The 21732-nt window shown below is 41.7% G+C and carries 25 protein-coding genes; 3 read left to right on the top strand and 22 right to left on the bottom strand.

Features of this window, described 5'->3' with window-relative positions; all coding sequences use genetic code 11:
• From mraZ to GXZ17_RS07810, 21 genes are all read right to left on the bottom strand, one after another.
• On the bottom strand, positions 1-322 hold a 322-nt coding region (gene mraZ / locus GXZ17_RS07910; protein ID WP_409376747.1), incomplete at its 3' end, for a division/cell wall cluster transcriptional repressor MraZ.
• Between the two features lie 115 nt (positions 323-437).
• The gene (locus GXZ17_RS07905; RefSeq protein ID WP_409376746.1) at positions 438-1154 is read right to left on the bottom strand and encodes a PHP domain-containing protein; all 717 of its coding nucleotides are present in this window, start codon (positions 1152-1154) and stop codon (positions 438-440) included.
• Entirely contained in the window at positions 1147-1494 is a 348-nt protein-coding gene (locus GXZ17_RS07900; RefSeq protein WP_409376751.1) for a DRTGG domain-containing protein, read from the bottom strand. Before GXZ17_RS07900 ends, GXZ17_RS07905 begins: the two co-directional genes overlap by 8 nt.
• A gap of 12 nt (positions 1495-1506) precedes the next feature.
• Positions 1507-2829, bottom strand: coding sequence for a [Fe-Fe] hydrogenase large subunit C-terminal domain-containing protein (locus tag GXZ17_RS07895; protein WP_409376750.1), 1323 nt, complete (start codon positions 2827-2829; stop codon positions 1507-1509).
• An 8-nt stretch (positions 2830-2837) separates the two neighbouring features.
• Positions 2838-3281 carry an ATP-binding protein gene (locus tag GXZ17_RS07890; protein WP_409376745.1) on the bottom strand — a complete coding sequence of 148 codons (444 nt, stop codon included), beginning with the start codon at positions 3279-3281 and terminating at the stop codon, positions 2838-2840.
• The gene (locus GXZ17_RS07885) at positions 3282-3632 is read right to left on the bottom strand and encodes a DRTGG domain-containing protein (RefSeq protein WP_409376744.1); all 351 of its coding nucleotides are present in this window, start codon (positions 3630-3632) and stop codon (positions 3282-3284) included.
• A gap of 11 nt (positions 3633-3643) precedes the next feature.
• Positions 3644-4240, bottom strand: coding sequence for an SPOR domain-containing protein (locus tag GXZ17_RS07880; RefSeq protein ID WP_409376743.1), 597 nt, complete (start codon positions 4238-4240; stop codon positions 3644-3646).
• The gene (locus tag GXZ17_RS07875; protein ID WP_409376742.1) at positions 4240-6873 is read right to left on the bottom strand and encodes a valine--tRNA ligase; all 2634 of its coding nucleotides are present in this window, start codon (positions 6871-6873) and stop codon (positions 4240-4242) included. Before GXZ17_RS07875 ends, GXZ17_RS07880 begins: the two co-directional genes overlap by 1 nt.
• Before the next feature lie 12 nt (positions 6874-6885).
• Positions 6886-8139 carry an ATP-dependent Clp protease ATP-binding subunit ClpX gene (clpX, locus tag GXZ17_RS07870; protein ID WP_409376741.1) on the bottom strand — a complete coding sequence of 418 codons (1254 nt, stop codon included), beginning with the start codon at positions 8137-8139 and terminating at the stop codon, positions 6886-6888.
• 6 nt (positions 8140-8145) lie between these two features.
• A complete protein-coding gene (clpP, locus tag GXZ17_RS07865; RefSeq protein ID WP_409376740.1) occupies positions 8146-8772 on the bottom strand; it encodes an ATP-dependent Clp endopeptidase proteolytic subunit ClpP in 627 nt (208 codons plus the stop codon).
• Positions 8769-10073, bottom strand: coding sequence for a trigger factor (gene tig / locus GXZ17_RS07860; RefSeq protein ID WP_409376739.1), 1305 nt, complete (start codon positions 10071-10073; stop codon positions 8769-8771). The genes clpP and tig overlap by 4 nt, the downstream gene beginning before the upstream one ends.
• Before the next feature lie 193 nt (positions 10074-10266).
• Positions 10267-10998 carry a metallophosphoesterase family protein gene (locus GXZ17_RS07855; RefSeq protein ID WP_409376738.1) on the bottom strand — a complete coding sequence of 244 codons (732 nt, stop codon included), beginning with the start codon at positions 10996-10998 and terminating at the stop codon, positions 10267-10269.
• Position 10999: 1 nt separating this feature from the next.
• Positions 11000-11620 (bottom strand): V-type ATP synthase subunit D, encoded by a 621-nt coding sequence (locus GXZ17_RS07850; protein WP_409376737.1) that lies wholly within the window; start codon positions 11618-11620, stop codon positions 11000-11002.
• Positions 11621-11631: 11 nt separating this feature from the next.
• Positions 11632-13023: a V-type ATP synthase subunit B gene (locus GXZ17_RS07845; RefSeq protein WP_409376736.1), complete on the bottom strand. Its 1392-nt coding sequence runs from the start codon at positions 13021-13023 to the stop codon at positions 11632-11634.
• Positions 13016-14800 (bottom strand): V-type ATP synthase subunit A, encoded by a 1785-nt coding sequence (locus tag GXZ17_RS07840; RefSeq protein WP_409376749.1) that lies wholly within the window; start codon positions 14798-14800, stop codon positions 13016-13018. Before GXZ17_RS07840 ends, GXZ17_RS07845 begins: the two co-directional genes overlap by 8 nt.
• 14 nt (positions 14801-14814) lie before the next feature.
• Positions 14815-15132 (bottom strand): V-type ATP synthase subunit F, encoded by a 318-nt coding sequence (locus GXZ17_RS07835; RefSeq protein WP_409376735.1) that lies wholly within the window; start codon positions 15130-15132, stop codon positions 14815-14817.
• Positions 15125-16159 carry a V-type ATPase subunit gene (locus GXZ17_RS07830; RefSeq protein WP_409376734.1) on the bottom strand — a complete coding sequence of 345 codons (1035 nt, stop codon included), beginning with the start codon at positions 16157-16159 and terminating at the stop codon, positions 15125-15127. Before GXZ17_RS07830 ends, GXZ17_RS07835 begins: the two co-directional genes overlap by 8 nt.
• 2 nt (positions 16160-16161) lie before the next feature.
• The gene (locus tag GXZ17_RS07825) at positions 16162-16746 is read right to left on the bottom strand and encodes a V-type ATP synthase subunit E (protein WP_409376733.1); all 585 of its coding nucleotides are present in this window, start codon (positions 16744-16746) and stop codon (positions 16162-16164) included.
• 13 nt (positions 16747-16759) lie between these two features.
• Positions 16760-17233: a V-type ATP synthase subunit K gene (locus GXZ17_RS07820; protein WP_409376732.1), complete on the bottom strand. Its 474-nt coding sequence runs from the start codon at positions 17231-17233 to the stop codon at positions 16760-16762.
• A gap of 17 nt (positions 17234-17250) precedes the next feature.
• Positions 17251-19218 (bottom strand): V-type ATP synthase subunit I, encoded by a 1968-nt coding sequence (locus GXZ17_RS07815; RefSeq protein WP_409376731.1) that lies wholly within the window; start codon positions 19216-19218, stop codon positions 17251-17253.
• Complete coding sequence (locus GXZ17_RS07810; RefSeq protein WP_409376730.1) at positions 19208-19531, bottom strand: hypothetical protein; 324 nt, start codon at positions 19529-19531, stop codon at positions 19208-19210. Before GXZ17_RS07810 ends, GXZ17_RS07815 begins: the two co-directional genes overlap by 11 nt.
• A gap of 532 nt (positions 19532-20063) precedes the next feature.
• Here GXZ17_RS07810 and GXZ17_RS07805 point away from each other — a divergent pair.
• From GXZ17_RS07805 to GXZ17_RS07795, 3 genes are read left to right on the top strand one after another with little or no spacing between them, the layout of a single operon-like run.
• Positions 20064-20480 carry a hypothetical protein gene (locus tag GXZ17_RS07805; protein ID WP_409376729.1) on the top strand — a complete coding sequence of 139 codons (417 nt, stop codon included), beginning with the start codon at positions 20064-20066 and terminating at the stop codon, positions 20478-20480.
• The gene (locus tag GXZ17_RS07800) at positions 20428-20682 is read left to right on the top strand and encodes a transposase (protein WP_409376728.1); all 255 of its coding nucleotides are present in this window, start codon (positions 20428-20430) and stop codon (positions 20680-20682) included. Before GXZ17_RS07805 ends, GXZ17_RS07800 begins: the two co-directional genes overlap by 53 nt.
• Before the next feature lie 10 nt (positions 20683-20692).
• Positions 20693-20953 (top strand): ISL3 family transposase, encoded by a 261-nt coding sequence (locus GXZ17_RS07795; protein WP_409376748.1) that lies wholly within the window; start codon positions 20693-20695, stop codon positions 20951-20953.
• A gap of 124 nt (positions 20954-21077) precedes the next feature.
• Here GXZ17_RS07795 and GXZ17_RS07790 read toward each other — a convergent pair.
• Positions 21078-21732: radical SAM protein (locus GXZ17_RS07790; protein ID WP_409376727.1), on the bottom strand; the 655-nt coding region annotated here is incomplete at its 5' end.

Genomic DNA, 21732 nt, shown 5'->3' with positions numbered 1-21732 from the left:
CCCCCACCCAAACCACCTGTCGGTTTATTTCAGCATAATTTTTTAAGTAATCAGGAAGAACAATTCTTCCTTGTCCATCAATATCGAGGCAGGTAGCATTAGCCAGAAAGAAGCGGGAAAATTCTCGAGTTTCTTTTCGAGTGAGAGAAAGAGTGGTAATCTTTTGATAAAATCTATTCCACACTTCTTCGGGATAGAGAAAAATACATTTTTCCATTCCTTGAGTGAGATAGACCTTCCCGGAAATTTCTCCCCTAAAGGAACTGGGAATCACCACTCGATTCTTCTCATCTATAGTGTGGTAATAATGGCCTAAAAACATTTCCCACTTCCTCCCACTTTTTACCATTATACCCCACTTAGCATAAACTAATAAAGATAAAAGATAAATAGAACGTTCGTTCCAAAAAAGGGAAATTTTCTATTAGAGGAAAATTTCAGGTGAGGATTTGTTCCAGTTCTCGCCAGTTGGGAAAAGAAGAGAATAAAAAAGAAGTGGTAACTGAGCCGATTTGAGAAAGGGAATGGGCATCAGAAGAGTGAAGGAATCGAAAGCCTGCTAAACCTAATTTATTTACTGCTTCCTCTTCAGAGGTATTACTCGATAACTCTACCACTTTTATTTCCAGATGGGGAGGGATAAAGCCAAGCTGAGAAATGATGCTATAACTGGGACGGTCTACATGAGCGGGGATAACTATTCCCTCCCGACTTCTGACTTTTTCCACCACTTGCTCTACCGATAAATCTAAGGGGTAAACTAAAAGGTTCGTCTTTTTTTCTTTTATCTCCCCCTCCTCATCTATTACCCACTCTTCTCCCCACAGTTCTTCTGACAGAGGAATAAAAGGAAGAAATCTTGCTATTTCTTGATTAAAATCGTGAAGTTGAGATAAAGAAGGGAAAAAAGAAAGAAGATGCACCTCTTCCCTGGTTTCCACCTCCACTCCTGGTATTACCCAGATACCAAATTTTTCTCCCAGTGTCACAGTTGCTCCTACATTATCACAGGCATTGTGATCGGTTACGGCAATCAAATTAATATTTTTCTCCCAGGCTTCCAGAATAATACAATGGGGCAACATATCCCGGTCAGCACAAGGAGACAAAACACTGTGAATGTGGAGGTCGGCTAAAAAAACCCCCTTAGCCATGTCTTTTGGTGCCTGGTATCCCCAGAGAGAAAAGAACACTAACCGCCTGATAGCTGGTCAAAGAAGTGCGTAAAATAGTTACGCCTTCTTTTTGAGCTCTTTTCCTTGTTTCTTCGTTTATCTCCTGGTAATTAGAAACCACTATACAAGGTATGCCTACTAACACTGCTACCGCCACTGTGTTTGGGTGAGATTGGATGGTAACCCAGACGCTTCCCTCTTTAGCATTGGCAATGCAATCACTGAGAAGGTCTCCACAGTATCCTCCTTCTATATCTTGTTCCTCCATCCTCTCTCCTACTACTACTTCCGCCTTTAATGGCTCAACGATTTGAGTCACTCTCAAAATTTTTCATTCCTCCTTTTTTTTAGCCATGGTTTGCGGAGCCCTGTTGGCTAAGGCATGAATCTCCTCGGATAAGCTGAGCAACTGATCTCGTAACATAAAAGGACAATCTATTTCTTCCGCCTTTCCCCTTACTATATCTTCTGCCAGAGCTCTACAGGTGGGAGAACCACAGGCCCCGCAATCCAAACCGGGGAGTTTTTCTAAAAGTTTTTCAATCATTTGGTATTTTTCCAGAGCTCGCTTAAAATCTTTATCCAGTTTTAAAACTTCCTTAGCCTGGTAAGCCTTCTTCCTTTCAAATACTCCCTCTCTGCACCATTTCTCCATTTCTTCCTTTCTTATGGGTCGAAATTCAGTATATTTCTTAAGTAGATGATTGATACTTACCTTAGCAATGAAAGGATTCTGCACTGCCAGTACTCCTCCAATACACCCTCCCACACAGGCTTGAGCTTCACAGTAAACTACATTCTTCAATTCTCCCATCTCGATTTTCTCCAGCACTGAAATAACTTGATGGATGCCATCCACAGCCATATATTCTCCCTCTTTTAATGACTCCTGCTCTCCTCCTGAGCGAGCCCAGCCAATGCCTCGGAAACTGGCGAGAGGTAAAGAAGAAGATTCTTCTAACTCCTCTACTATATTAACGAGACGAGAATAAATGTTAGCTATAGAGATAGCTCCATCTATGTGTCCTAAAACACCTTCGCTTTGTTTAGATTCAGTTACCTTGGCCGGACAAGGAGTGATAAAAAAAACTCCGATGTCTTCGGGACGATACCCCTTTTCCATAGCCTGTAATCTCGCCAATTTGGCCGTTACTCCCAGAGGAGAATCTAAGGGAAGCAAATTTTCTATTAAGGAAGGAAATCTGACCTCTATCAACCTTACTACCGCAGGACATGCAGAAGAAATTATCGGAGTAACTATCTCTCTTTTTTTTAAATAACGATCAATCTCCTCTGCCAGAATTTCTGCCCCCCGGGCTACTTCAAAAACCTCCTGAAAACCCAGATGTAAAAGACCCTGGAGTATTTTACCCAGAGAAATGTCTACTTTAAATTGAGCATAAAAAGCGGGAGCGGGAAGAGCTATAGCACAGGGGAATTTTTTTATAACTTCTAAAGAATCAGATTGAGCGTATTTAGCATGGTTAGGGCAAATCCGAATGCATTCTCCACAATCAATACATCTCTCTTCATCAATTCGAGCTTTCCCTTCTTTCACCCGAATGGCCTCCGTGGGACAATGGCGAATACAATGGGTACAGCCTTTGCATTTCTCTTCATCTAGGCGAACAGAATGGAAAATTTCCTCCTCTATCACAGAACTTACTCCTCTGAGTTAAGAAAAAAATCCATAATCACTTTAGTTCCCTCTCCTACCCGGGTATCAATTTCCAGGCGATCAGAGCATTTCTTCATATTAGAAAGCCCGTATCCCGCTCCAAAACCCATTTCTCTTATATGAGGAGGAGCGGTAGAATAACCCTCTTGAAAGGCCAGCTCCAGGTCTGGTATGCCTGGACCCTGGTCATCCACTTCAATGTGCACCTGATCTTCATAAATTTGAGTGGTAAAAACCCCTCGATAAGCATGAATCACCACATTCATCTCTGCTTCATAAGCGGCAATCACTATCCGACGATTAAAAGAAGGAGGGAAGCCTACCTGCTGAAGAACTTTTTTCAATTCACTGGACACATCACCGGCACTCTGAAAATCTCCCCCCACAATTTCCCGCTCTATTTCCACTAAAACTTTATCTTCTCCCATTCACACTTCACTACAACCCTTCAATCCCCGTAAATAAAGCCTCCCACAGGATTCATACATAGGCAAACGAGTAGTTAAAAGGGGAATCTTCTTGATGGTGGCTAACTCGATGGTGTAATTATCGGGCTTCTTTCCTCGCACAAAAATAACCCCTATTATGTCACTCATTTCCGCAGTACGAATTACTTGAGAATTGGTTAAGCCAGTAAGGAGTACAGAATTTTCTTTAGTAAAAGCCAGAACATCACTTAAAAGGTCGCTTCCGCAGGCAGAGGATGGCTCTCGATCCAGGAATTCTTCCCCTGCTAGCACCTCAGCTTGTAATATCTCTTTTATTTCTCGCAAAGTCATATAATTTTTCCCTACTTTCCCAAAAAAGATTCTATTCCCTGGCTCTTTAACTTGCTAACCACTTTCTCAGCCTCGTCCCTGCTTTGAAAACCATATATTCTAACTCTATACAATCCTGAAACAGGCTCAGAAACAGCTTGATAGCCAAGCCCTTTCAAGGTCTCCCCCATTTTTTGAGCATTTTCTGGTTTAGAAAATGCTCCACACTGAACAAAAAATTCTCCTGAAGGAGCTTCGGCTACCCGGGGAGGAGGAGTTTTAGTTTCTCGAGGAGGCTCAACCCTTTTTTCTTCCGGGAAAGGGGTTGCAGCTACCCGGGGAGGAGAAACTTCTTCTCCCTCTGGTACTGGAGAAGGAACCATCTCCTGGGGTGTTTCTTGAGGTAAAAACTCTTCCTCTTCAGGGAAATAAGAAGAAAAAGGAATTTCTACTTCTTTTACCTCTATTTTTCTCTCAAAAACACCACCAGTAAGGAGATATTCGGTGTAATAATCCAGATCTCCTCGAGCTATAAAAAAAGCAATAACTACTACCAATAAACCCCCGAGAAGAATTATAATTGTTTCTACCGGATCCCGTCTTTTCAAAAAAGCAAAGGGGTTACTCATCAGATACCCTCAAGCAAGGTCTCTAATTTTTCCTTCTCCTTAATTAAATCAGCAAAGCGCTTCTTTTCCTTTTCTACTACTTCCTCCGGAGCTCGATGCAGAAAGGAGAAGTTATTAAGACGTTCTCTCAGTCTTTCCTCTTCTTTTTGAAGACGGGAAAGTTTTTTATTCAAACGCTCCACCTCCTTATTGAGGTCAATCACACCTCCCACCAGAAGATAAATATCCGCTCCCTGCACTCTTCCTGTGGCCACTGATTCTGGCTTTTTCAAATTATAACCAGCTTCCAGTATCGAACATTTAGCCAGGCTTTCTACATAAGAGAAATTACCTTTCATATATCGGTAGCTTTCCTCATCAGATAAATTGAGTATTACCTGGCATTCTTCTTTGGGAGGGATACCCAGTTCCGCCCGTAAATAGCGGATTTCCCTTATAACATCCTGTAAAAAGTAAATAGTTTTCTCTGCCTCTTCATCTAACCATTTCTCTTCTTTATAAGGCCAGGGGGCAATCATGATGCTCTCTCTTTCTTTCACAGGAAGGTTCTGCCAGATTTCTTCGGTAATAAAAGGAACCACAGGGTGCAAAAGCTTTAAAATCCCTGAAAGTAAATAAATGAGGACGTTTTGAGCTTTTCTTTTTTTTCTCTCTCCCCCCTGGTAAAGGTCTATCTTGCTCCACTCAATATACCAATCACAATATTCTCCCCATACAAAATCGTAAAGAAGTTGAGCATATCGACCAAAATCTAAACTATCCAGCGCCTCCTCTACTTCACCTAATAAACGATGAAAACGAGAAATAATCCAGCGGTCTTTAATATCGAGGTCCACAAGTCCTTCAAAAGCTGAAAAACCTTCTTCATTCATCAATACAAAACGAGAAACATTCCACAATTTGTTCATGAAATTACGTGATGCTTCTATTCTCTCCCGAGAGAGATTAATGTCTCTACCTTGCACCGTAAGCCAACCCAGAGCAAAGCGCAAAGCATCCGCTCCGTACTGGTCTATTATTTCTAAAGGATCAATAGCATTGCCCGAAGACTTGCTCATTTTCTTTCCCTGAGCATCCCGCAATAAGGGAGTAATATAAACTTTCCGGAAGGGAACATCTCCCATAAACTTCAGGCCCATCATAATCATACGTGCTACCCAGAAAAAAATGATATCAAAACCGGTAATTAAAACTGATGTGGGATAAAAAGTCCTCAGGTCTTCGGTATCTTCTGGCCACCCGAACACCGAAAAAGGCCAGAGAGCAGAGCTGAACCAGGTATCCAGGACGTCTTCATCCTGCTTTACTTCCCCCCCACAACGGGGACAGCTCTCCGGGGTATCTCGATGAGCGAAAACATAACCACAATCCTGACAATAAAAAACAGGAATGCGATGTCCCCACCACAACTGGCGTGAAATGCACCAGTCTTTGATATTCTCCATCCATTCAAAATAGACTTTTTCCCAGCGCTCAGGGACAAACTCTATCTTTTTTTGTTTAACCACCTCTATGGCTGGCTGAGCCAGGTCCTTCACTCGAACAAACCACTGTTTAGAAACCAGAGGTTCTACCACAGTAGAACAGCGATAACAATGTCCCACTGAGTGAGAATAATCTTCTATTTTTTCCAAGTATTCTTCTTCTTTTAATTTTTCCACCACTCTTTCCCGGGCTTCTTCCCGAGAAAGACCAGAAAAGTTGAGAGCTTCTTCGCTCATAAAACCCTGCTCATCGATAACCTTGACCAGAGGCAGCCCATGTTTTCTTCCCAATTCAAAATCGTGGGGGTCATGAGCAGGGGTAACCTTAAGCACCCCGGTTCCAAAATCAATATCCACGTATTCATCGGCAATAATGGGGAGTTCCCTTCCTGTGAGCGGAAGAATAGCTATTTTCCCTACCAGGTCTTTATAGCGCTCATCATGAGGGTTTACTGCTAAAGCTACATCTCCCAGCATGGTCTCCGGCCTTGTAGTAGCCACTACCAAATAATTATCTTCATCTTTGAGATAGTATCTCACATAATAAAGGTGAGCGGGAACCTCCGTATACTCCACTTCAATATCAGCCAGTGCTGTTTCACAGCGGGGACACCAGTTTACAATGTATTCGTCTTTATAAATTAAACCCTCTTCAAAAAGTCGGACAAAAACTTCCCGCACCGCCCGAGATAAACCTTCATCTAAAGTAAAGCGCTCCCTCGTCCAATCGCAAGAAGCTCCCATCTTCTTCAATTGTTTTACAATTCTCTCATGATAACGCTCTTTCCACTCCCAGACTCTTTCCAGAAACTTTTCTCTGCCTAAATCATGGCGACTCAGCCCTTCTCGAGACAGTTGCTTTTCTACCACATTTTGAGTAGCAATGCCTGCATGGTCAGTTCCCGGTACCCAGAGAGCCCGATAACCTTGCATTCTTCGATAACGGATTAATATATCCTGAAGGGTGAGGTTTAAGGCATGCCCCATGTGAAGATGACCGGTAACGTTAGGAGGAGGAATAACTATAGAAAAAGGAGGAGCCGGGGAGGGAGGAGGAGTAAAATAACCTTTCTCCTCCCAGAATTCATACCATTTATCTTCCACCGAAGAGGGTTCAAAAACTGGAGAAATAATAGTTCGTTCATTCATTATGTATTTCCCTTACGCCGATTGTTCTTCTTTAGCACTTTCTCCCTCCAAAAAAGGAAGAAGAGTACCACTTTTGACCGCTTCTTCATTGATCACTACTTTTTCAATATCTTTGCGAGAAGGCAACTCAAACATCAACTCCACCATTAACTTTTCCATTATAGCGCGCAATCCTCGTGCTCCTGTGCCTTTAGCCATAGCCTCCTGAGCAATAAGGCGCAGTGCACCTTCAGTAAAAATGAGTTCTGCTCCTTCCATTTTTAACAAGCTCTGGTACTGTTTAACCAGACTATTGCGAGGCTCGATAAGAATACGTACCAAATCTTCCTCGCCTAAGGGGTCAAGAGCACAAACTACTGGAATACGTCCCACAAATTCGGGAATAACACCATACCTTATCAAATCTTCTGGTTGAACTTCACTTAAAGGATTAAATGAATCCGTAGTAGAAGAAGCTTCTCGCGCACCAAAACCAATTTTGTGGTCTTTTAAGCGGCTTTCAACTATTTTATCTAAACCTACAAAAGCGCCTCCGCAAATGAAAAGAATGTTTTCAGTATTAATCTGGATAAATTCCTGATGAGGATGCTTCCTCCCTCCCTGGGGAGGAACATTAGCCATGGTCCCTTCCAGGATTTTCAATAAAGCCTGTTGTACTCCCTCACCTGATACATCTCGGGTGATGGAAGGACCTTCTCCTTTGCGAGCAATTTTATCTATCTCATCTATATATATAATTCCTCTTTCCGCTTTTTTGATATCAAAGTTAGCATTCTGAATCAAACGAAGCAAGATGTTTTCCACATCCTCCCCTACATATCCGGCCTCGGTTAAGGTAGTAGCATCGGCAATGGCGAAGGGAACATTAAGCAACAAAGAAAGGGTGCGAGCCAAAAGAGTTTTACCACTTCCCGTCGGTCCAATAAGTAAAATATTGCTTTTTTCTATCTCTATATCTTCCCTGGAGCTGTAGGTAATTCGTTTGTAATGATTGTAGACTGCTACAGAAAGAACTTTTTTGGCTCTCTCCTGTCCTATCACATACTGGTCTAGAAAAGCTTTTATCTCCTTGGGAGAAGGTAGTTTTTCCAGAGCCAGATCTGACTTTCGGTGTTTATCGTCTTCTTTGATGATTCCGTTACACAACTCCACGCACTCGTCACAAATGTACACTCCCGGACCAACTATAAGCTTCTTAACCTCTGATTGATTCTTACCACAGAAGGAACAGCGCAACTTCAATTTTTCCTCCTCATACTTAGGCATTATTATTTACTTCTCCTTTTTGTTTTTTTCTTCCGGATAAAGAACCTTATCTATTAACCCGTATTTCCGCGCTTCTTCGGGAGACATAAAGTAGTCTCTTTCTGTATCGTTTCTAATCTTTTCTACCGGTTTTCCAGTATGATGGGCTAATATTTCATTCAACTTTTCTCTAATTTTAATCATCTCCCGAGTATGAATCTCAATATCAGACACCTGTCCCTGGGCTCCACCTAAGGGCTGATGAATCATCACCCGGGAATTAGGTAAAGCCATCCTTTTACCCGGAGCTCCAGCAGCCAAAATCACTGCCGCACCACTGGCTGCCTGTCCGATGCAAATAGTGGCTACATCCGGGTTTATATACTGGATGGTATCATAAATAGCTAAAGTAGAAGAAACCAAACCACCAGGGCTATTGATATAAAGATTTATGTCTTTTTCCTTGTTAGCTGCTTCTAAAAAAAGTAACTGAGCAATAACCAGATTAGCTATCGTATCGTCTATTTCCGTTCCTAAAAAAACAATCCTGTCTTGCAAAAGACGAGAGTAAATGTCATAAGCTCTCTCCCCGTGGGGTGTTTGCTCCACCACCATCGGTACTAAGTAACTATTCATCAGAAGAAAGTCCTTCATCTTATCATCTCCTCTTCCGGGTCTCCCAATGCTTTCCACTGATCTAAATTTATAGGCTCCTCCAGCTCTTTGACTTTCACCTTCTGAGCTATATCTTTAATAGTTTTCCTGTCTCTTATATTGCTTTTTACTCCTTCTATTCTATCACTTAATTCCAAGATTTCTTTTATTTCCTCTTTAGTTTTACCTGTCTTCTTCGCTATCTCTTCAAGCTCGGCCATCAAATCCTCTTCCGTAACCAAAATCTCATTTTCTTCAGCGTATTTCTCCAGAACGAAGAATTTCCGAAGTTCCCAGCGGCCTAAATCCCGTAAATTTTTTTCCAGAGTGGCAAAATCCATATCCATTAACTCTAAATAGCGGTCCAGGGTTAAACCGTCCTTCTCCAGATCTTCCTTCAGAATGTCTATGCGCTGGCGGACATCAATGTCCAACAGGGCCTCAGGAATATAAACTTCAGATTCCCGACATAGAGCCACTACCGCTTCTTTCTCCAATCTCTCCTCCACTATATCTTGAGCCAGGGCTTCTAATTTTTCTCTAACTCTGTTTTTTAAATCTTCTATGGAATTTAACCCTTCTTCTAAACCAGATAGAAACTCCTCATTTACCTCTGGCCTTTCTTTTCCCATTATTCCACTTATCGAAAACTCTATTTCGGTTTCTTCCTCTTCTCCCTGAGTAATTTTCCCCTTTTCTCCTACTCTCATACCTAAAACTTCTCGGGCAATAGATTTCTCTTTATCTAAAGAAGACTCTGCTACCACAGCATAATCTTCGTCTTCTATTTTTAGCATAACCAGATCCCCTTCTCTTGCTGGTTCACCTTCCCCTTTATCTTTCCAGGTACTACGAGAGTCTATCAATTTCTCCACTTCTTTTTCTACATCTGATTCTCTAATCTCCAAACGATACTTTCTTACTTCTAACTCCCCGGGATCGGCTAACTTTACTTCTGGTTCCTCTATTACCTGAAGACGCAAAACTAAAGGCTCGTCTTCCTCTGCATGCACTATCTCTAAGTCCGGTTCACCAATTACTCTAATGCTCTCCTGAGTCAATACTTCTTGAACTACTTGAGGAATTAAATCTTGAGTCATTGTTTCTAAAATAAAGTCTTCGCCGGCAAAGCTCCGCAAAATACCTCGGGGGGCTTTCCCTTTTCTAAATCCTGGCACGGTCATTCTGTAGCTCAGCTCTCGGTAAACTTTATCCAATGCCTCATTTACTCTCTCTTTCTCCACCGTAATTTCCATCTCTACTACATGTTTTTCTTTTTCCTCTTTTTTAACTTCTACCATTTGTATCCACCTTTCTTAAACTAAAGTGTTAGATTTGTATAAGGTATAATAAAAACAGGAGTTATACCTCAAATCTTTCTCATTGAGGTATAACCCAGTTCATTCGATTTTATTTTACTATAATCTCTCTGGCAGTCAAGAAACTCATCTATTCCAAATAGCGTTGTCTCTTAAATTAGATTTGTCCGGAAACTTATCTCCCTCCTTCTAACCGGTAAGCTAAATATTCAGGAAGTCCACTATGTAATATTTTATAAGAGGCAGAAGAAATGTCATAGTCTACCCTTTTTATCTCCACTATTCTCTTCTCCGTATCAAAAATGGCAAAGCTAGCCTGGGGGTTGCCATCCCGGGGTTGCCCTACACTACCACAATTTATTAAATATCTATTATCAGGAAGTATCTCCAATTTTCCCCCTTCTCGAAAAGAAATCCTCTCTACTCTCCCACTCTCCTCCAGGATATAAGCTTCAGCCTGGTGAGTATGCCCAAAAAAACAGAGAGAGAAAGAAAAACTTTCAAATATCTCTCGAGCTATAAAAGGATGATCAATATACTCTTCTGTGGGCTGACGAGGACTCCCATGAACCCACAGAGCCTGAAGAAAATCAGAAATGACAGGAGGCAGAGACCGAATAAACCGGATACTGAAGGAACTCAAACGTTTCTGAGTCCAGAGCAAAGCTCGAAGAGCAAGAGGATTAAACCAGGAAAGAGGTAACTCACCAATGCAAGCAGCTTCATGATTGCCCAGAAGTACTTTAGCTTTTTTCTCTACTACCCACCTCACACAATCCTCTGGTTCTGCTCCATAGCCAATGATGTCTCCCAGAACCATGACATCTTCTAACTTCTCTATCTCCTCCGATACCCTCTCTAAGGCATCAAAGTTGCCATGAATATCAGCGAGAATGGCAACTTTCAACTCATCCCGTCAATCCTTTTCCTTTGATTCTCATAATGCTTACCACCGAAGAACGAGCTAACTCATCCAGTTTAAGAGTAATATATTTTATGGTCTCCTGTAAATTGGGAATCAGGACATACTCTAAAGCGTTAACCCGTCGGCGAGTTTTTTCTATCTCCACCGCCAGGAGCTCGATAGTTTTTTCTGCTTCTGCCAGTTTAACCATCAAGGGGAAAACCTGGAAAAAAGAGCTAAAAGCTTCATCTATCTCTGCCGGAGTATTTATTAAACTGTAGGTATAGGGGTCTCCTTCTACCTTGACCTCAAAATGAGGAACTTTTACTCCGGTAACATGGCGAACCTGAACCTCAAGCCCCAATCGCTCTCCCGGGAAAACAGTGATTAACTTTTTATCTTCCTCAGAAAGCAAAAGAGAAGCTTTACTCTGAGCTTCAAAAGCTTTAACGATTTCTTCTTCGATTTCCTGACGCAGGTAACGATTTTCTCTCACCGTGCGAATAAAATCCTGCATCAGGGCGTCTAATTTATCTTTTAAGAGCTTATGACCCCGTTCTGCCATGCTCAAACGACTTTTAAGCTTCATGAGCTCCATACGATTGGGATTAACATTCAATCTCAAGGGAAATCCTCCTATTCTTCAGAAGAAGAACTCTGGCCATTATAAAAATGTTCCAGGTGAATATCTTGAATACGCTTCAGTTCCTCTCGAGGTAACATGCGTAATAAATCCCAGCCCCGGGAGAGGGTGTCTTCAATGCTTCGGTCTTCGTACTCTCCCTGTTGAACAAACTTTTCTTCAAACTCCTCAGCAAACCTCATATACAAGCGGTCAAGATCAGTAAGAGAAGCCTCTCCCAGAATAGTAGCCAGTTCTTCCGCCTCTCTTCCTCGAGCATAAGCAGCAAACAGCTGATTAGCCACATCAGGATGATCTTCTCGAGTTTTACCTTCACCAATTCCTTTATCTCTAAGTCGAGAAAGAGAAGGCAAAACATCAATGGGAGGATAAATGCCTTTATGCTGCAGCTGCCGATTTAAAATTATTTGCCCTTCAGTAATATAACCAGTGAGGTCGGGAATAGGATGAGTTTTATCATCTTCGGGCATGGTGAGAATTGGAATCTGAGTAATAGAGCCTTTCTTGCCCCGGATTCTACCCGCCCGCTCATACATAGTAGCCAGGTCAGTATATAGATATCCAGGATAACCTCTTCTTCCCGGAACTTCTCTCCTAGCAGCAGAAACCTCTCGTAAAGCCTCACAGTAGTTAGTCATATCAGTTAATATTACTAAAACCTGCATATCCATTTCAAAAGCCAGAAATTCTGCCGCGGTAAGAGCCATGCGCGGGGTAATGATTCGCTCTACCACCGGATCATCAGCCAGATTAACAAAGATAACCGACCGCTCAATGGCTCCGGTGTTACGCAGCTCAGATATGAAATAATTAGCTTCTTCAAAAGTAATACCCAGAGCTCCAAAAACTACGGCAAATTTTTCCTCTTCTCCTAATACTTTAGCCTGGCGAGCAATTTGGGCAGCCAGACGAGCATGAGGTAAACCAGAAGCAGAAAAAATGGGAAGCTTCTGTCCTCTTACCAGAGTATTCAAACCGTCAATAGCTGAAATCCCGGTTTGAATAAAGTCGATAGGATAGTCTCGAGTTACAGGATTTATGGGGTTACCGTTAACGTCCAGACGAGCATCAGGAACAATTCCCGGACCACCATCAATAGGAACTCCCGAACCATTAAAAACTCTCCCCAAAATATCGGGAGAAACAGAAAGCTCCATCACTCTTCCTAAAAACCTGACTTTGCTTTGCCCGACACCTATCCCTTCTGTTCCTTCAAAAACTTGCACCAGCGCCCTGCCTCTGCTGGTCATAAGCACCTGACCCCGCCGTCGCGAGCCATCCTGCAACTCTATCTCCACAATCTCCATATATCGGGCATCTTCCACTTCTTCTACAGTGAGCAAAGAGCCAGCCACTTCTGAAATAGTGGTAAATTCTTTATACATTGCTTTCAACCTCGCCCCTCAGTTTATTGGCTATTTCCTCTTGAACTTCCTCTATGAGTTTTTCCAGAGTCTCAATTTTCTCTTCAGGAATATATTTCGCTCTCCCTATTTTCTCCCGAGAAGGAATAGAAAGAATATCTCTCAAAGATAAACCTTTCTCTAAAGCTTTTAAACCTTCCTGATAATAAGTAATAATGAGTTTCAGCATCAAGTATTGTTTACGCAAAGAACTAAAAGTATCTACCTCCTGGAAGGCACTCTGTTGAAGAAAATCTTCCCGGATAGATCGAGCTATTTCCAGAACAAATCTTTCCCGAAAAGATAGCGATTCTACTCCCACTAAACGCACTATTTCCTCTAACTCTGCTTCCTGCTGGAGAATTTGCATAGCCAGATTTCGATTGGCAGAAAAATCAGGAGCCACATTTTTCCTCCAGAAATTTTCCAGATGAGGAAGGTAAAGAGAATAGCTAATCAGCCAGTTAATAGCTGGAAAATGACGCTGATAAGCCAATCTATCTTCCAGCCCCCAGAACACCTGTACTACTCGCAGAGTGTTTTGAGTCACAGGTTCTGATAGGTCACCACCGGGAGGTGATACCGAACCAACCACGGTCAAAGAACCAGTTCTATCTTCTTTTCCTAAAGCGACCACTTTCCCAGCTCGTTCATAAAAACTGGCTATCCGGCTTCCTAAATAAGCAGGAAACCCTTCATCTCCGGGCATTTCTTCCAGACGGCCAGAAATCTCTCGCATAGCCTCTGCCCAGCGAGAAGTAGAATCAGCCATAAGAGCTACTTTGTAGCCCATATCCCGAAAATATTCAGCCATGGTAATTCCCGTATAAACCGAAGCTTCACGCGCAGCCACCGGCATATTAGAAGTATTGGCAATTAAAATAGTCCTTTTCATAAGAGGTTCCCCGGTGTAGGGGTCAACCAATTCGGGGAACTCCATCAGCACGTCGGTCATCTCGTTACCCCGTTCCCCGCAACCAATGAAGACTATAACATCAGCATCTGACCATTTAGCCAGCTGGTGTTGCACCACTGTTTTTCCGCTTCCAAAAGGACCGGGAATGCAGGCTACTCCTCCTTTGGCTATAGGGAAAAAGGTATCGATAACTCGCTGCCCGGTGATTAAAGGCTCATCCAGGTTTATCTTTCTTTTATAGGGACGAGGAGTCCTGACTGGCCAGCGCTGTATTAAAGTTATGGGTTTTTCTTCTCCCTCCTGGTCAACTATGGCAATCACTTCTTCTACAGTAAAAGAACCTTCTTTTATTTCCTTCACTTTTCCCCGAACCCCGGGAGGAACCATGACCCGGTGAGTGATAGCAGTGGTTTCAGGTACTTCTCCTAATATATCTCCTGGTTCTACTTCTTCTCCTACTTTAACTAAGGGATGAAAATCCCATTTTTTAGAGCGATCCAGAGGAGGAACTTCTACTCCTCGGGCAATAAAATCACCAGAAATTTCTCGAATAACTTCCAGGGGTCTCTGTGTTCCATCAAAAATGTTACCTATCAACCCCGGGCCTAGCTCCACGCTCAGCGGTTCATAAGTTGATTCCACCGGCTCCCCGGGTCGGATTCCCGCTGTTTCTTCGTAAACCTGAATGGTGGCTTTATCCTGGTCAAGACCAATAATCTCTCCCACCAGTTTCTTTTCTCCCACTTTTACCAGGTCATACATCTTTGCCCCGGGAAGTCCTATCGCTACGACCACTGGTCCATTGACACTCAATATTGTACCTTTAGCGCTTCCCTCCAACATCATCATTCCTCTCTCTATAAAGTTATATCGCTCCCGGCCGCTATTCGCACCAGCTCCCTTATGAACTCAGATCCTTTCCCTATTTCTTCCTTCCGGGTAGGAATGCCTAAAATAACCGGCAAGGCCTCGGAGCGCTGGTCTTCAAAATGATCCTTAATCAAAGAATAAAACTTCCACTCGGTGAAAATCAGGGCATAATTGCTTCTCCGCAACAGGGGTAAAAACCCCTTTGCTTCTTCTGCGGAGTAGGCTACATAAACATCAAATCCCATGCCTCGAAAACAGAGGCTATTTTCTTCTCCTCCTACAAAAGCCAAACGACTATCACTCATAGTAACACTCTCGCAATTTACTTTTTATTTTTTCGCTCTCTAAACCAAAATATTTTCCTTCTAAAACCAAGCGCAAATTCTTGACGTCTATACTTTGCGCCCAGAGAAATCCAAAAACCGGCTCCGGACCAAAAGCTTTCCATCGATAAGAACGAATAAAATCTAAAAGATAATTATCCATATTTCGCTCTATTTCCGCTAAATAAGAAGGGTCATCCCGGAAAATTCCTTTTTCGGGAAGAAGAAAATCGAAACCAAAGTTATCAACTTCTTCCGCCACTTTCTCTGCAGGGGCACTCAGCATCTCTATAAATTTTTCTTCGGGAAAAAGCGGTTGAGGAAAGTAAAGAAGACGCATCAACTCCCCTTTTCTTTCCTGATAACGAGCTCGGAAAACTGCTCGGAAATAGGCTAAAAGCACAAAGGCTAGAAGCCAATTTTTGAGAACCCTGCTTTCCATTTCTTGAGCCAAGAGATAAACTTGCTCTAAATAATGCCTATCTAAAACCATTTCCACTGCCTGAATAACTCGGTAATTCTCATAAGCTTCTAAACTATCATTTATAGCTTTGATCCACAGATCAGGGAGATATTCTCGAGTTTCTCCTCCCAAAAATCTGTTTACTCTTACCAGATTTAAGGTCGTGGGGTAAGTCTCTTCCAAAGTCTTACCTGCTAAACGATACTTTAAAATTAATTTCATTTCACTAAAATCAAAAGGCCAGATAAAAAAACGAGCGATTTCATCTCCTGGAGAATGACTGTTTATTTCCTGTATAGTTTGCCAATAGTGACTCACCAAAGCTTTATCAATATCATAAATACGGGGAGGAACATTCTGAAAAACATCTCCCCAGTAAGGAATCTCTGCTACTCCCCGTAGAGCCTGCTCTAAGTTTTCTGAACGGAGCAAATTCTCCAGGGTTCTCTGAGTCAAAAGACCTCGCTCTAGTGCTCTTACTCTACCTACTAAATAAGCATAGCGTGTATCTCCACTACCACTAGGCTTTCTCAAATCTGTAATCATTGTTAACCCTCAAAAAGCAGAGCAGAAATTCTTCTTTCGTTCTCTCTAATGTACTCTTCCACCACAGAAACAAAGCTCAAATCTACCATCATACCTCCTCGCCTCAAGAGAAAGCCTCGTTCTATGTCCTCTGCTATTCCACCAAAGCGCAAAGATAAGTTTTTCTCTTCATTTATCTCCTTCACAAAACCACTGCCCCAGATTTCTGCTTCCCGAGGAGCCATCCATACTTCCTCATCTCCGCTAACCACGTACTGGATAAGGAACTCTTTACACCATTCCCTGCCTTCTGTTTCTATCTTTTCTACAAAAGCTGCCACCAAACTCTCCTGTAGTTTCTCCCAGGCCTGATGTTTAACTTTACCCACCTCATTTTTCCCTGCTAATCTTGCCTGGGCAAGCCTGCGCTGGACTTCAAGCTCTACCTCTTTTCTGCGCTCTGCCAATAATCGATCAGCTTCTTCTTTTAATTCCTTCTGAGCCCTTTCCAACTGAGCGCTGGCTCTGGTCCGGGCTTCTTCTAAAATTCTCTTCTTTTTGAGTTCTGCTTCTTCCTCAATTTTCCGCAAAATATCTTCTAAAGGCATAATCTGGCCCCTGTTAAACTTGAATAGAATTCAAAAGAAGAATAGTAGCAAGCAAAGCTAAAACGGCATAAGTTTCTACCATGGCAGGAAGAATAATAGCCCTTCCTGTTTCTTCTGGTCGGCGAGCAATCATCCCAATAGAGGCAGCTGAAGTTCTTCCCTGATAAACTCCTGAAACAAGGCCTACAATGGCTACAGGAAGACAAGCAAATAAGATTTGCAAACCCTGAGCAACGTTTATTTCTACCGGAGTTCCACCAAAAAGACCCAATTTAATTAATACCCAAAATCCAGCTAATAATCCATAGATGCCCTGCGTTCCAGGCAGCGCCTGCATAAGCAAAATTTGCCCAAACTTATTAGGGTCTTCAGTTAACACACCCGCGCCTGCTTCTCCAGCAATGCCTACTCCCATTGCCGAACCAATCCCTGCTAACCCTATAGCCAAGGCAGAACCTAAAAGTGCGAATGCCAGTCCATCAATCATAGATTACAGAACCTCCTTCAGCTTATTTTGACGTATTTGGTTTTATAACCAAAAGGTTTAAAGCTTTTACCTCCATCTTCGTAAAACTTGTTGAAGAACTCTACATACTGCAAACGAGCAGAATGAACAAAAGCACCTAATCCACTCATCAATAAATTGAAAAGGTGAAACACTAAAGCCACTATCAAAGCAATAAGCCATCCAATATAAGGATAACCTCCAAATAAAGACCCTAAAGTACGAGCTAAAATGGCAATGATAGTACTAGAAAGACCTAAAGCAAAAAGACGTGAATAAGAAAGGGTATCCCCCAGATAAGATACCAAATCGTAAAGACTCAAAAGGCCAGATAAAAACTTCATAATGGGATTTTTTTGATGTCTGCCTTGAGTAGCTACTAAAAAAATAACACCCCCTATTATAATAGGTAAAGCCACCGAAGCTAAAAGAGGAGAGACAGCAATGCCCACTATATACATCACTATCGAAACCAAAAATATAAACCAGCTCAAGTGATCCATGATAGCTACAGCATAATTACCTCTCTTCCACTCTTTCATGACAGCAAGCATTATACCCACTAAAATCTGCACTATACCTACTCCCAAAGAAAAGATGAGCATAGGAAGAGGATTATTTAAAGGATCAATAACCATTAAGCCGTTTTTCAGAGTAGTTAAAAAAGATAAAGAGGGAGGAAAATAATCAAAAAGGTCCCCCAGCCAGGAACCAGTAAAAGTCCCCACCAAAATAGCGCCAACTCCTCCCCAGGCTAGCATACGAAGAAAAAGCTTGGTAGAATCAGAAATATCCTGACAAGCGGCAGCAATAAACCCAGAAAGGGCCAATACTAAACCATATATAACATCTCCCAAACACATGCCAAAGAAAAAGAAGAAAAAGCCTGCTACAAAAGGAGTAGGGTCTATTTCAGTATAGTTAGGAAGACCGTAGAGATGAGTTAAAACCGAAAAATTGTTCACCCAGGAATTATTTTCCAAGCTGACGGGTACGCTCTCTCCTTCTTTAGGCTCTCTATGATAAAGAACCCATTCTTTACCCACTTGGGAGATAGATTCTTCTACCAGAGGTAAATCTTCTTTTTTTACCCATCCGCTAATGTAACAAGTCTCTTTAGTTTTCAAAAGCTTGGTTTCACTCTGATAACGCTCCCACAGGCTCAAATAGTAATCATAAGCTATTTTAAATTCTTTCTCAAATTTTTCTTGTAGAGCTGCTTTCTCTATAAGCTTTGATTGTTCCTCTTGAAGCTCACCAATCCGGTGTTCTAAATCTTCTATTATTTCTTGAGGAGTACCTTCAAAAGGCTGAGGAAGGCTCACAGGGGAAAGAGAAAGCTCAGCTAAAACCTCTTCCATAGCTTCCTCTTCGCTTTTATGTATTATCACCCACCATAAAACATTTCCCCCTTTTCCGGGAAATTCTTCTCTCAACCAGGCTAAATTTCTCTCCTTCAATTTTTCTTCTAATGCTTCTTTCTTTTTAGGAGGAAACTCCAGAAGAAAGCTGCGAGTATAGAGAGTACCTCGCAAGTTCTCCAGCGGGACCTCCACCGATTGAATTTTTTTCATAAACTCCAGGTTAGAATTTAACCGATTTAAGTTACTACGAATGTTGTTAAGCTCTTCCTCCCAATCCAGGAAGGTCTTATAAAGAGGAATGTAATCAAAACTACAGCTCAAAAAATCTTCTTTTTCCATATGAATAGGAGAGGGGAAAAGAGACTGAGCAATCCCTAGCTTTTCTGAGCGATATTTATCAATAAAATCTAAGCAATAGCTCAACTCCCCCAGACGGCGTTCTAATTCTCCTAGTTCTACTGAGGGAGAAACAAACTCATCGAACAAGTCTTTTTCGTCTTCTGTTATTTCCAAAACTCCCAAATCTTGCAACTGGTCAAGAATTCCTTTTCGTAGAGAGTGGTGAGCAATAACGCCCACTTTCTCCATCGCACTAATTGCCATATTCTTCTCCCATCTCTTCTACAAGCTGAGAAACAATATCTTTTATCCGGGAAAAAGCAATACTCTCTAACTTTTGAGCTTGATGGTGGAACTCCTCTTCTATCTTCTTCGCTTCTTTTTCTCCCTTCTCAAGCATCTCCCTTCTCAAGGCTTGAGCTTTCTCTTCCACCTCTTGCATAACTTTCTTTCTCATTTCTGTTATCTGGTCTTCTACTCCGGCGATAATTTTAGCCGCTTCTCGCTCAGCGTTGTTTATTTCTCTTTCTTTCAGGTTCTCCAGCTCTCTAATTTCCTGGATAGCTTCTTCAATCATTTTCTTTACCTCCGAACCTGACTAAATAGTCACGGGATATATTAGCAAAAGAGTTTATTATTGGCAAGAAGAAAATGGCTCTATAAGAAAAATATCCAAGCCAAGCACACAAAAAAAATTCCGGATAGAAGGGGATATATCCCCTATAGCCCGGATGCTAAGAAAACACCAACCCCTATTCTATCCTGTCATTGTGAACCATTTACCAAGCCATCTCTAATTTTTCTTTCGGGTCACAGACTGTCACGACGGTTCTACAATATTTAATGTGAAATCGGGTATTGAAAACACCTGCTGACCTCTGTATCCTAAGGATTATTAGCTAAAACTAAAGAAAGGAGGTCAAGAGCTGCAAGATAATTATATCGCAGTAGGATTAGAATTACCACAGCTCCAGATTTTGGAACAAAGAGAGCCGGCAGATCATTTTGAAGTAGTAGTGATGTATCGGCAGGATGAAGTTATCTGTCCGAGATGTGGTCAAATAACCAATAAGGAGCATGATCGGAGACCATAGAGAAAGAAAGATAGGATGCTGAGAGATAAAGAAGTATTTCTCATTCTGATGAAGAGGAGGTTTAGGTGTCCTTCCTGTGGTAAGGTATTTACTGAACCAGATGTAGTATGTGGCTGGAGAAGGAGATCTACTCAGCGCTTTCGGGAATACTTAGGAGAAGAAGCTCTCCACCAGACAGTAAGAAGAGTAGCTCAGAAAGAAGGAGTAGGGGAAAGCGGAGATCGGAGATGTGTGACTGAGGAGGTAGGAAGAAGACTGGAAGTCAGAAAGAGAGCAGATACTCCTAAATTTATAGGAGTAGATGAGTTTTCAGTTAGGAAAAACTATCTCTATCATACTCTATCATACTGCCATCTGCAATTTAAGAGAGGGGGAAATAATGGAGGTGATAGAAGGAAGAGGGCAAAAGAGGTTAGAGGAGTATGGGGATAAACTTCCCTCACCTGAGAGAGTTAAAGCGGTAGTTATAGACATGCATGAGCCTTTCCGCCAGGCCATCTGGATGGTCTTACCTCAGGCCAAGATAGTGGTGGATAAGTTTCATTTCTTAAAGCAGGTCCAGGTTGCTTTAGATAAGGTGAGGAGCAGGTTGCAGAAAGGAGAAGGAAACTCTTTTCCTTTTATCCGGAACTAGAGAGGAAGGACTGAGATTATTAGAGGAGAGAATATCTGGTACTGATTTACCTGAATTTAAAGCTCTTCTCTCTACTATTGCCCATTGGCGAGAGGAGATATTAAATTATTTTGATTATCCTATAACCAATGGGTTTACTGAAGGGAAGAATAACCGGATTAAAACTATAAAGAGGATGGCTTATGGTTATCGTAATATGGATAACTTCCGGATGAGAATATTAGCTACTAATCCAGGTTATGAGGTTAAAGTTTCACACTTATTGATGTAGAACCGCGAAGTTTTAGTAGTGTGAACCCACTGTAAGGGTATTTTTCTGCCTTTACCTGTAAACGTTGAGCATTTGCTTTTAATAATAAGAACCATACTAATTCATCTATTAAATTAAGCATTTTTTACTCCTTACCATGGTGGAAGAAGAAAAGTGCTTCAATGCCTTCTTTTTCACAAAAGGTTCGCCACCTTTCTTCTTCGTTATCCCAATATTTTGAATCTGGAGCATATATTTTTTTCAATTTTAATGGGAGGTCAGGAGATATTTTTTCCAGAACATTCTGTACTTTGTTTAAGTTTGTAGGGCGGATATTAAGATTTTCAAACATTAGAAAGTCCGAATAAGGGATAGTTTCTTTAATAATCTCGGCTACATCTGTAATAAATGGAATAAGGGGAGACAAGAAGGTATATGTTCTGATACCTTCTTCTTTACACCTCTTAAGTGCTTGAAGCCTTGCTCCAGGCGAGGATGCAAGCGGCTCTAACTTACGAGAAATTTTTCTATCTAATGTTGATATCGAGACGCCGACTGTCACATCCTCAAATTGCTTCAATATATCTAAGTCACGTAATACTAATGATGACTTTGTTAGTATTTCAATTTTAGGTTGTGCCGGAATTAAAGCCATTAATAACTTTCGTGTGAGCTCATATTTGCTTTCGATGGGCTGGTAGGCATCTGTAACTGAACTAAACAGTAATCGTTTATCTTTATATTTCATCGGTTTAATTATATTCACAGCATTAATTTTTACATCAACAAACGTTCCCCAT

Source organism: Candidatus Sordicultor fermentans (genome assembly GCF_012728195.1).
Taxonomy (GTDB): domain Bacteria; phylum Atribacterota; class Atribacteria; order Atribacterales; family Caldatribacteriaceae; genus Sordicultor; species Sordicultor fermentans.
Note: the sequence above shows the minus strand (reverse complement) of the source record. Positions and strands in the feature narration are given on the sequence as shown.

Bases quoted from the DNA above. Each gene is read 5' to 3' on its own strand.
- GXZ17_RS07810 (WP_409376730.1), bottom strand. From the start codon at position 19,531: ATGATTGAAGAAGCTATCCAGGAAATTAGAGAGCTGGAGAACCTGAAA.
- GXZ17_RS07800 (WP_409376728.1), top strand. From the start codon at position 20,428: ATGGAGGTGATAGAAGGAAGAGGGCAAAAGAGGTTAGAGGAGTATGGG.
- GXZ17_RS07835 (WP_409376735.1), bottom strand. From the start codon at position 15,132: ATGAGTGATAGTCGTTTGGCTTTTGTAGGAGGAGAAGAAAATAGCCTC.
- GXZ17_RS07840 (WP_409376749.1), bottom strand. From the start codon at position 14,800: ATGTTGGAGGGAAGCGCTAAAGGTACAATATTGAGTGTCAATGGACCA.
- clpX (WP_409376741.1), bottom strand. From the start codon at position 8,139: ATGCCTAAGTATGAGGAGGAAAAATTGAAGTTGCGCTGTTCCTTCTGT.
- GXZ17_RS07880 (WP_409376743.1), bottom strand. From the start codon at position 4,240: ATGAGTAACCCCTTTGCTTTTTTGAAAAGACGGGATCCGGTAGAAACA.
- GXZ17_RS07830 (WP_409376734.1), bottom strand. From the start codon at position 16,159: ATGATTACAGATTTGAGAAAGCCTAGTGGTAGTGGAGATACACGCTAT.
- GXZ17_RS07890 (WP_409376745.1), bottom strand. From the start codon at position 3,281: ATGGGAGAAGATAAAGTTTTAGTGGAAATAGAGCGGGAAATTGTGGGG.
- GXZ17_RS07825 (WP_409376733.1), bottom strand. From the start codon at position 16,746: ATGCCTTTAGAAGATATTTTGCGGAAAATTGAGGAAGAAGCAGAACTC.
- GXZ17_RS07885 (WP_409376744.1), bottom strand. From the start codon at position 3,632: ATGACTTTGCGAGAAATAAAAGAGATATTACAAGCTGAGGTGCTAGCA.
- tig (WP_409376739.1), bottom strand. From the start codon at position 10,073: ATGGTAGAAGTTAAAAAAGAGGAAAAAGAAAAACATGTAGTAGAGATG.
- GXZ17_RS07905 (WP_409376746.1), bottom strand. From the start codon at position 1,154: ATGGCTAAGGGGGTTTTTTTAGCCGACCTCCACATTCACAGTGTTTTG.
- GXZ17_RS07815 (WP_409376731.1), bottom strand. From the start codon at position 19,218: ATGGCAATTAGTGCGATGGAGAAAGTGGGCGTTATTGCTCACCACTCT.
- GXZ17_RS07845 (WP_409376736.1), bottom strand. From the start codon at position 13,023: ATGTATAAAGAATTTACCACTATTTCAGAAGTGGCTGGCTCTTTGCTC.
- GXZ17_RS07805 (WP_409376729.1), top strand. From the start codon at position 20,064: ATGCTGAGAGATAAAGAAGTATTTCTCATTCTGATGAAGAGGAGGTTT.
- GXZ17_RS07875 (WP_409376742.1), bottom strand. From the start codon at position 6,873: ATGAATGAACGAACTATTATTTCTCCAGTTTTTGAACCCTCTTCGGTG.
- clpP (WP_409376740.1), bottom strand. From the start codon at position 8,772: ATGAAGGACTTTCTTCTGATGAATAGTTACTTAGTACCGATGGTGGTG.
- GXZ17_RS07820 (WP_409376732.1), bottom strand. From the start codon at position 17,233: ATGATTGATGGACTGGCATTCGCACTTTTAGGTTCTGCCTTGGCTATA.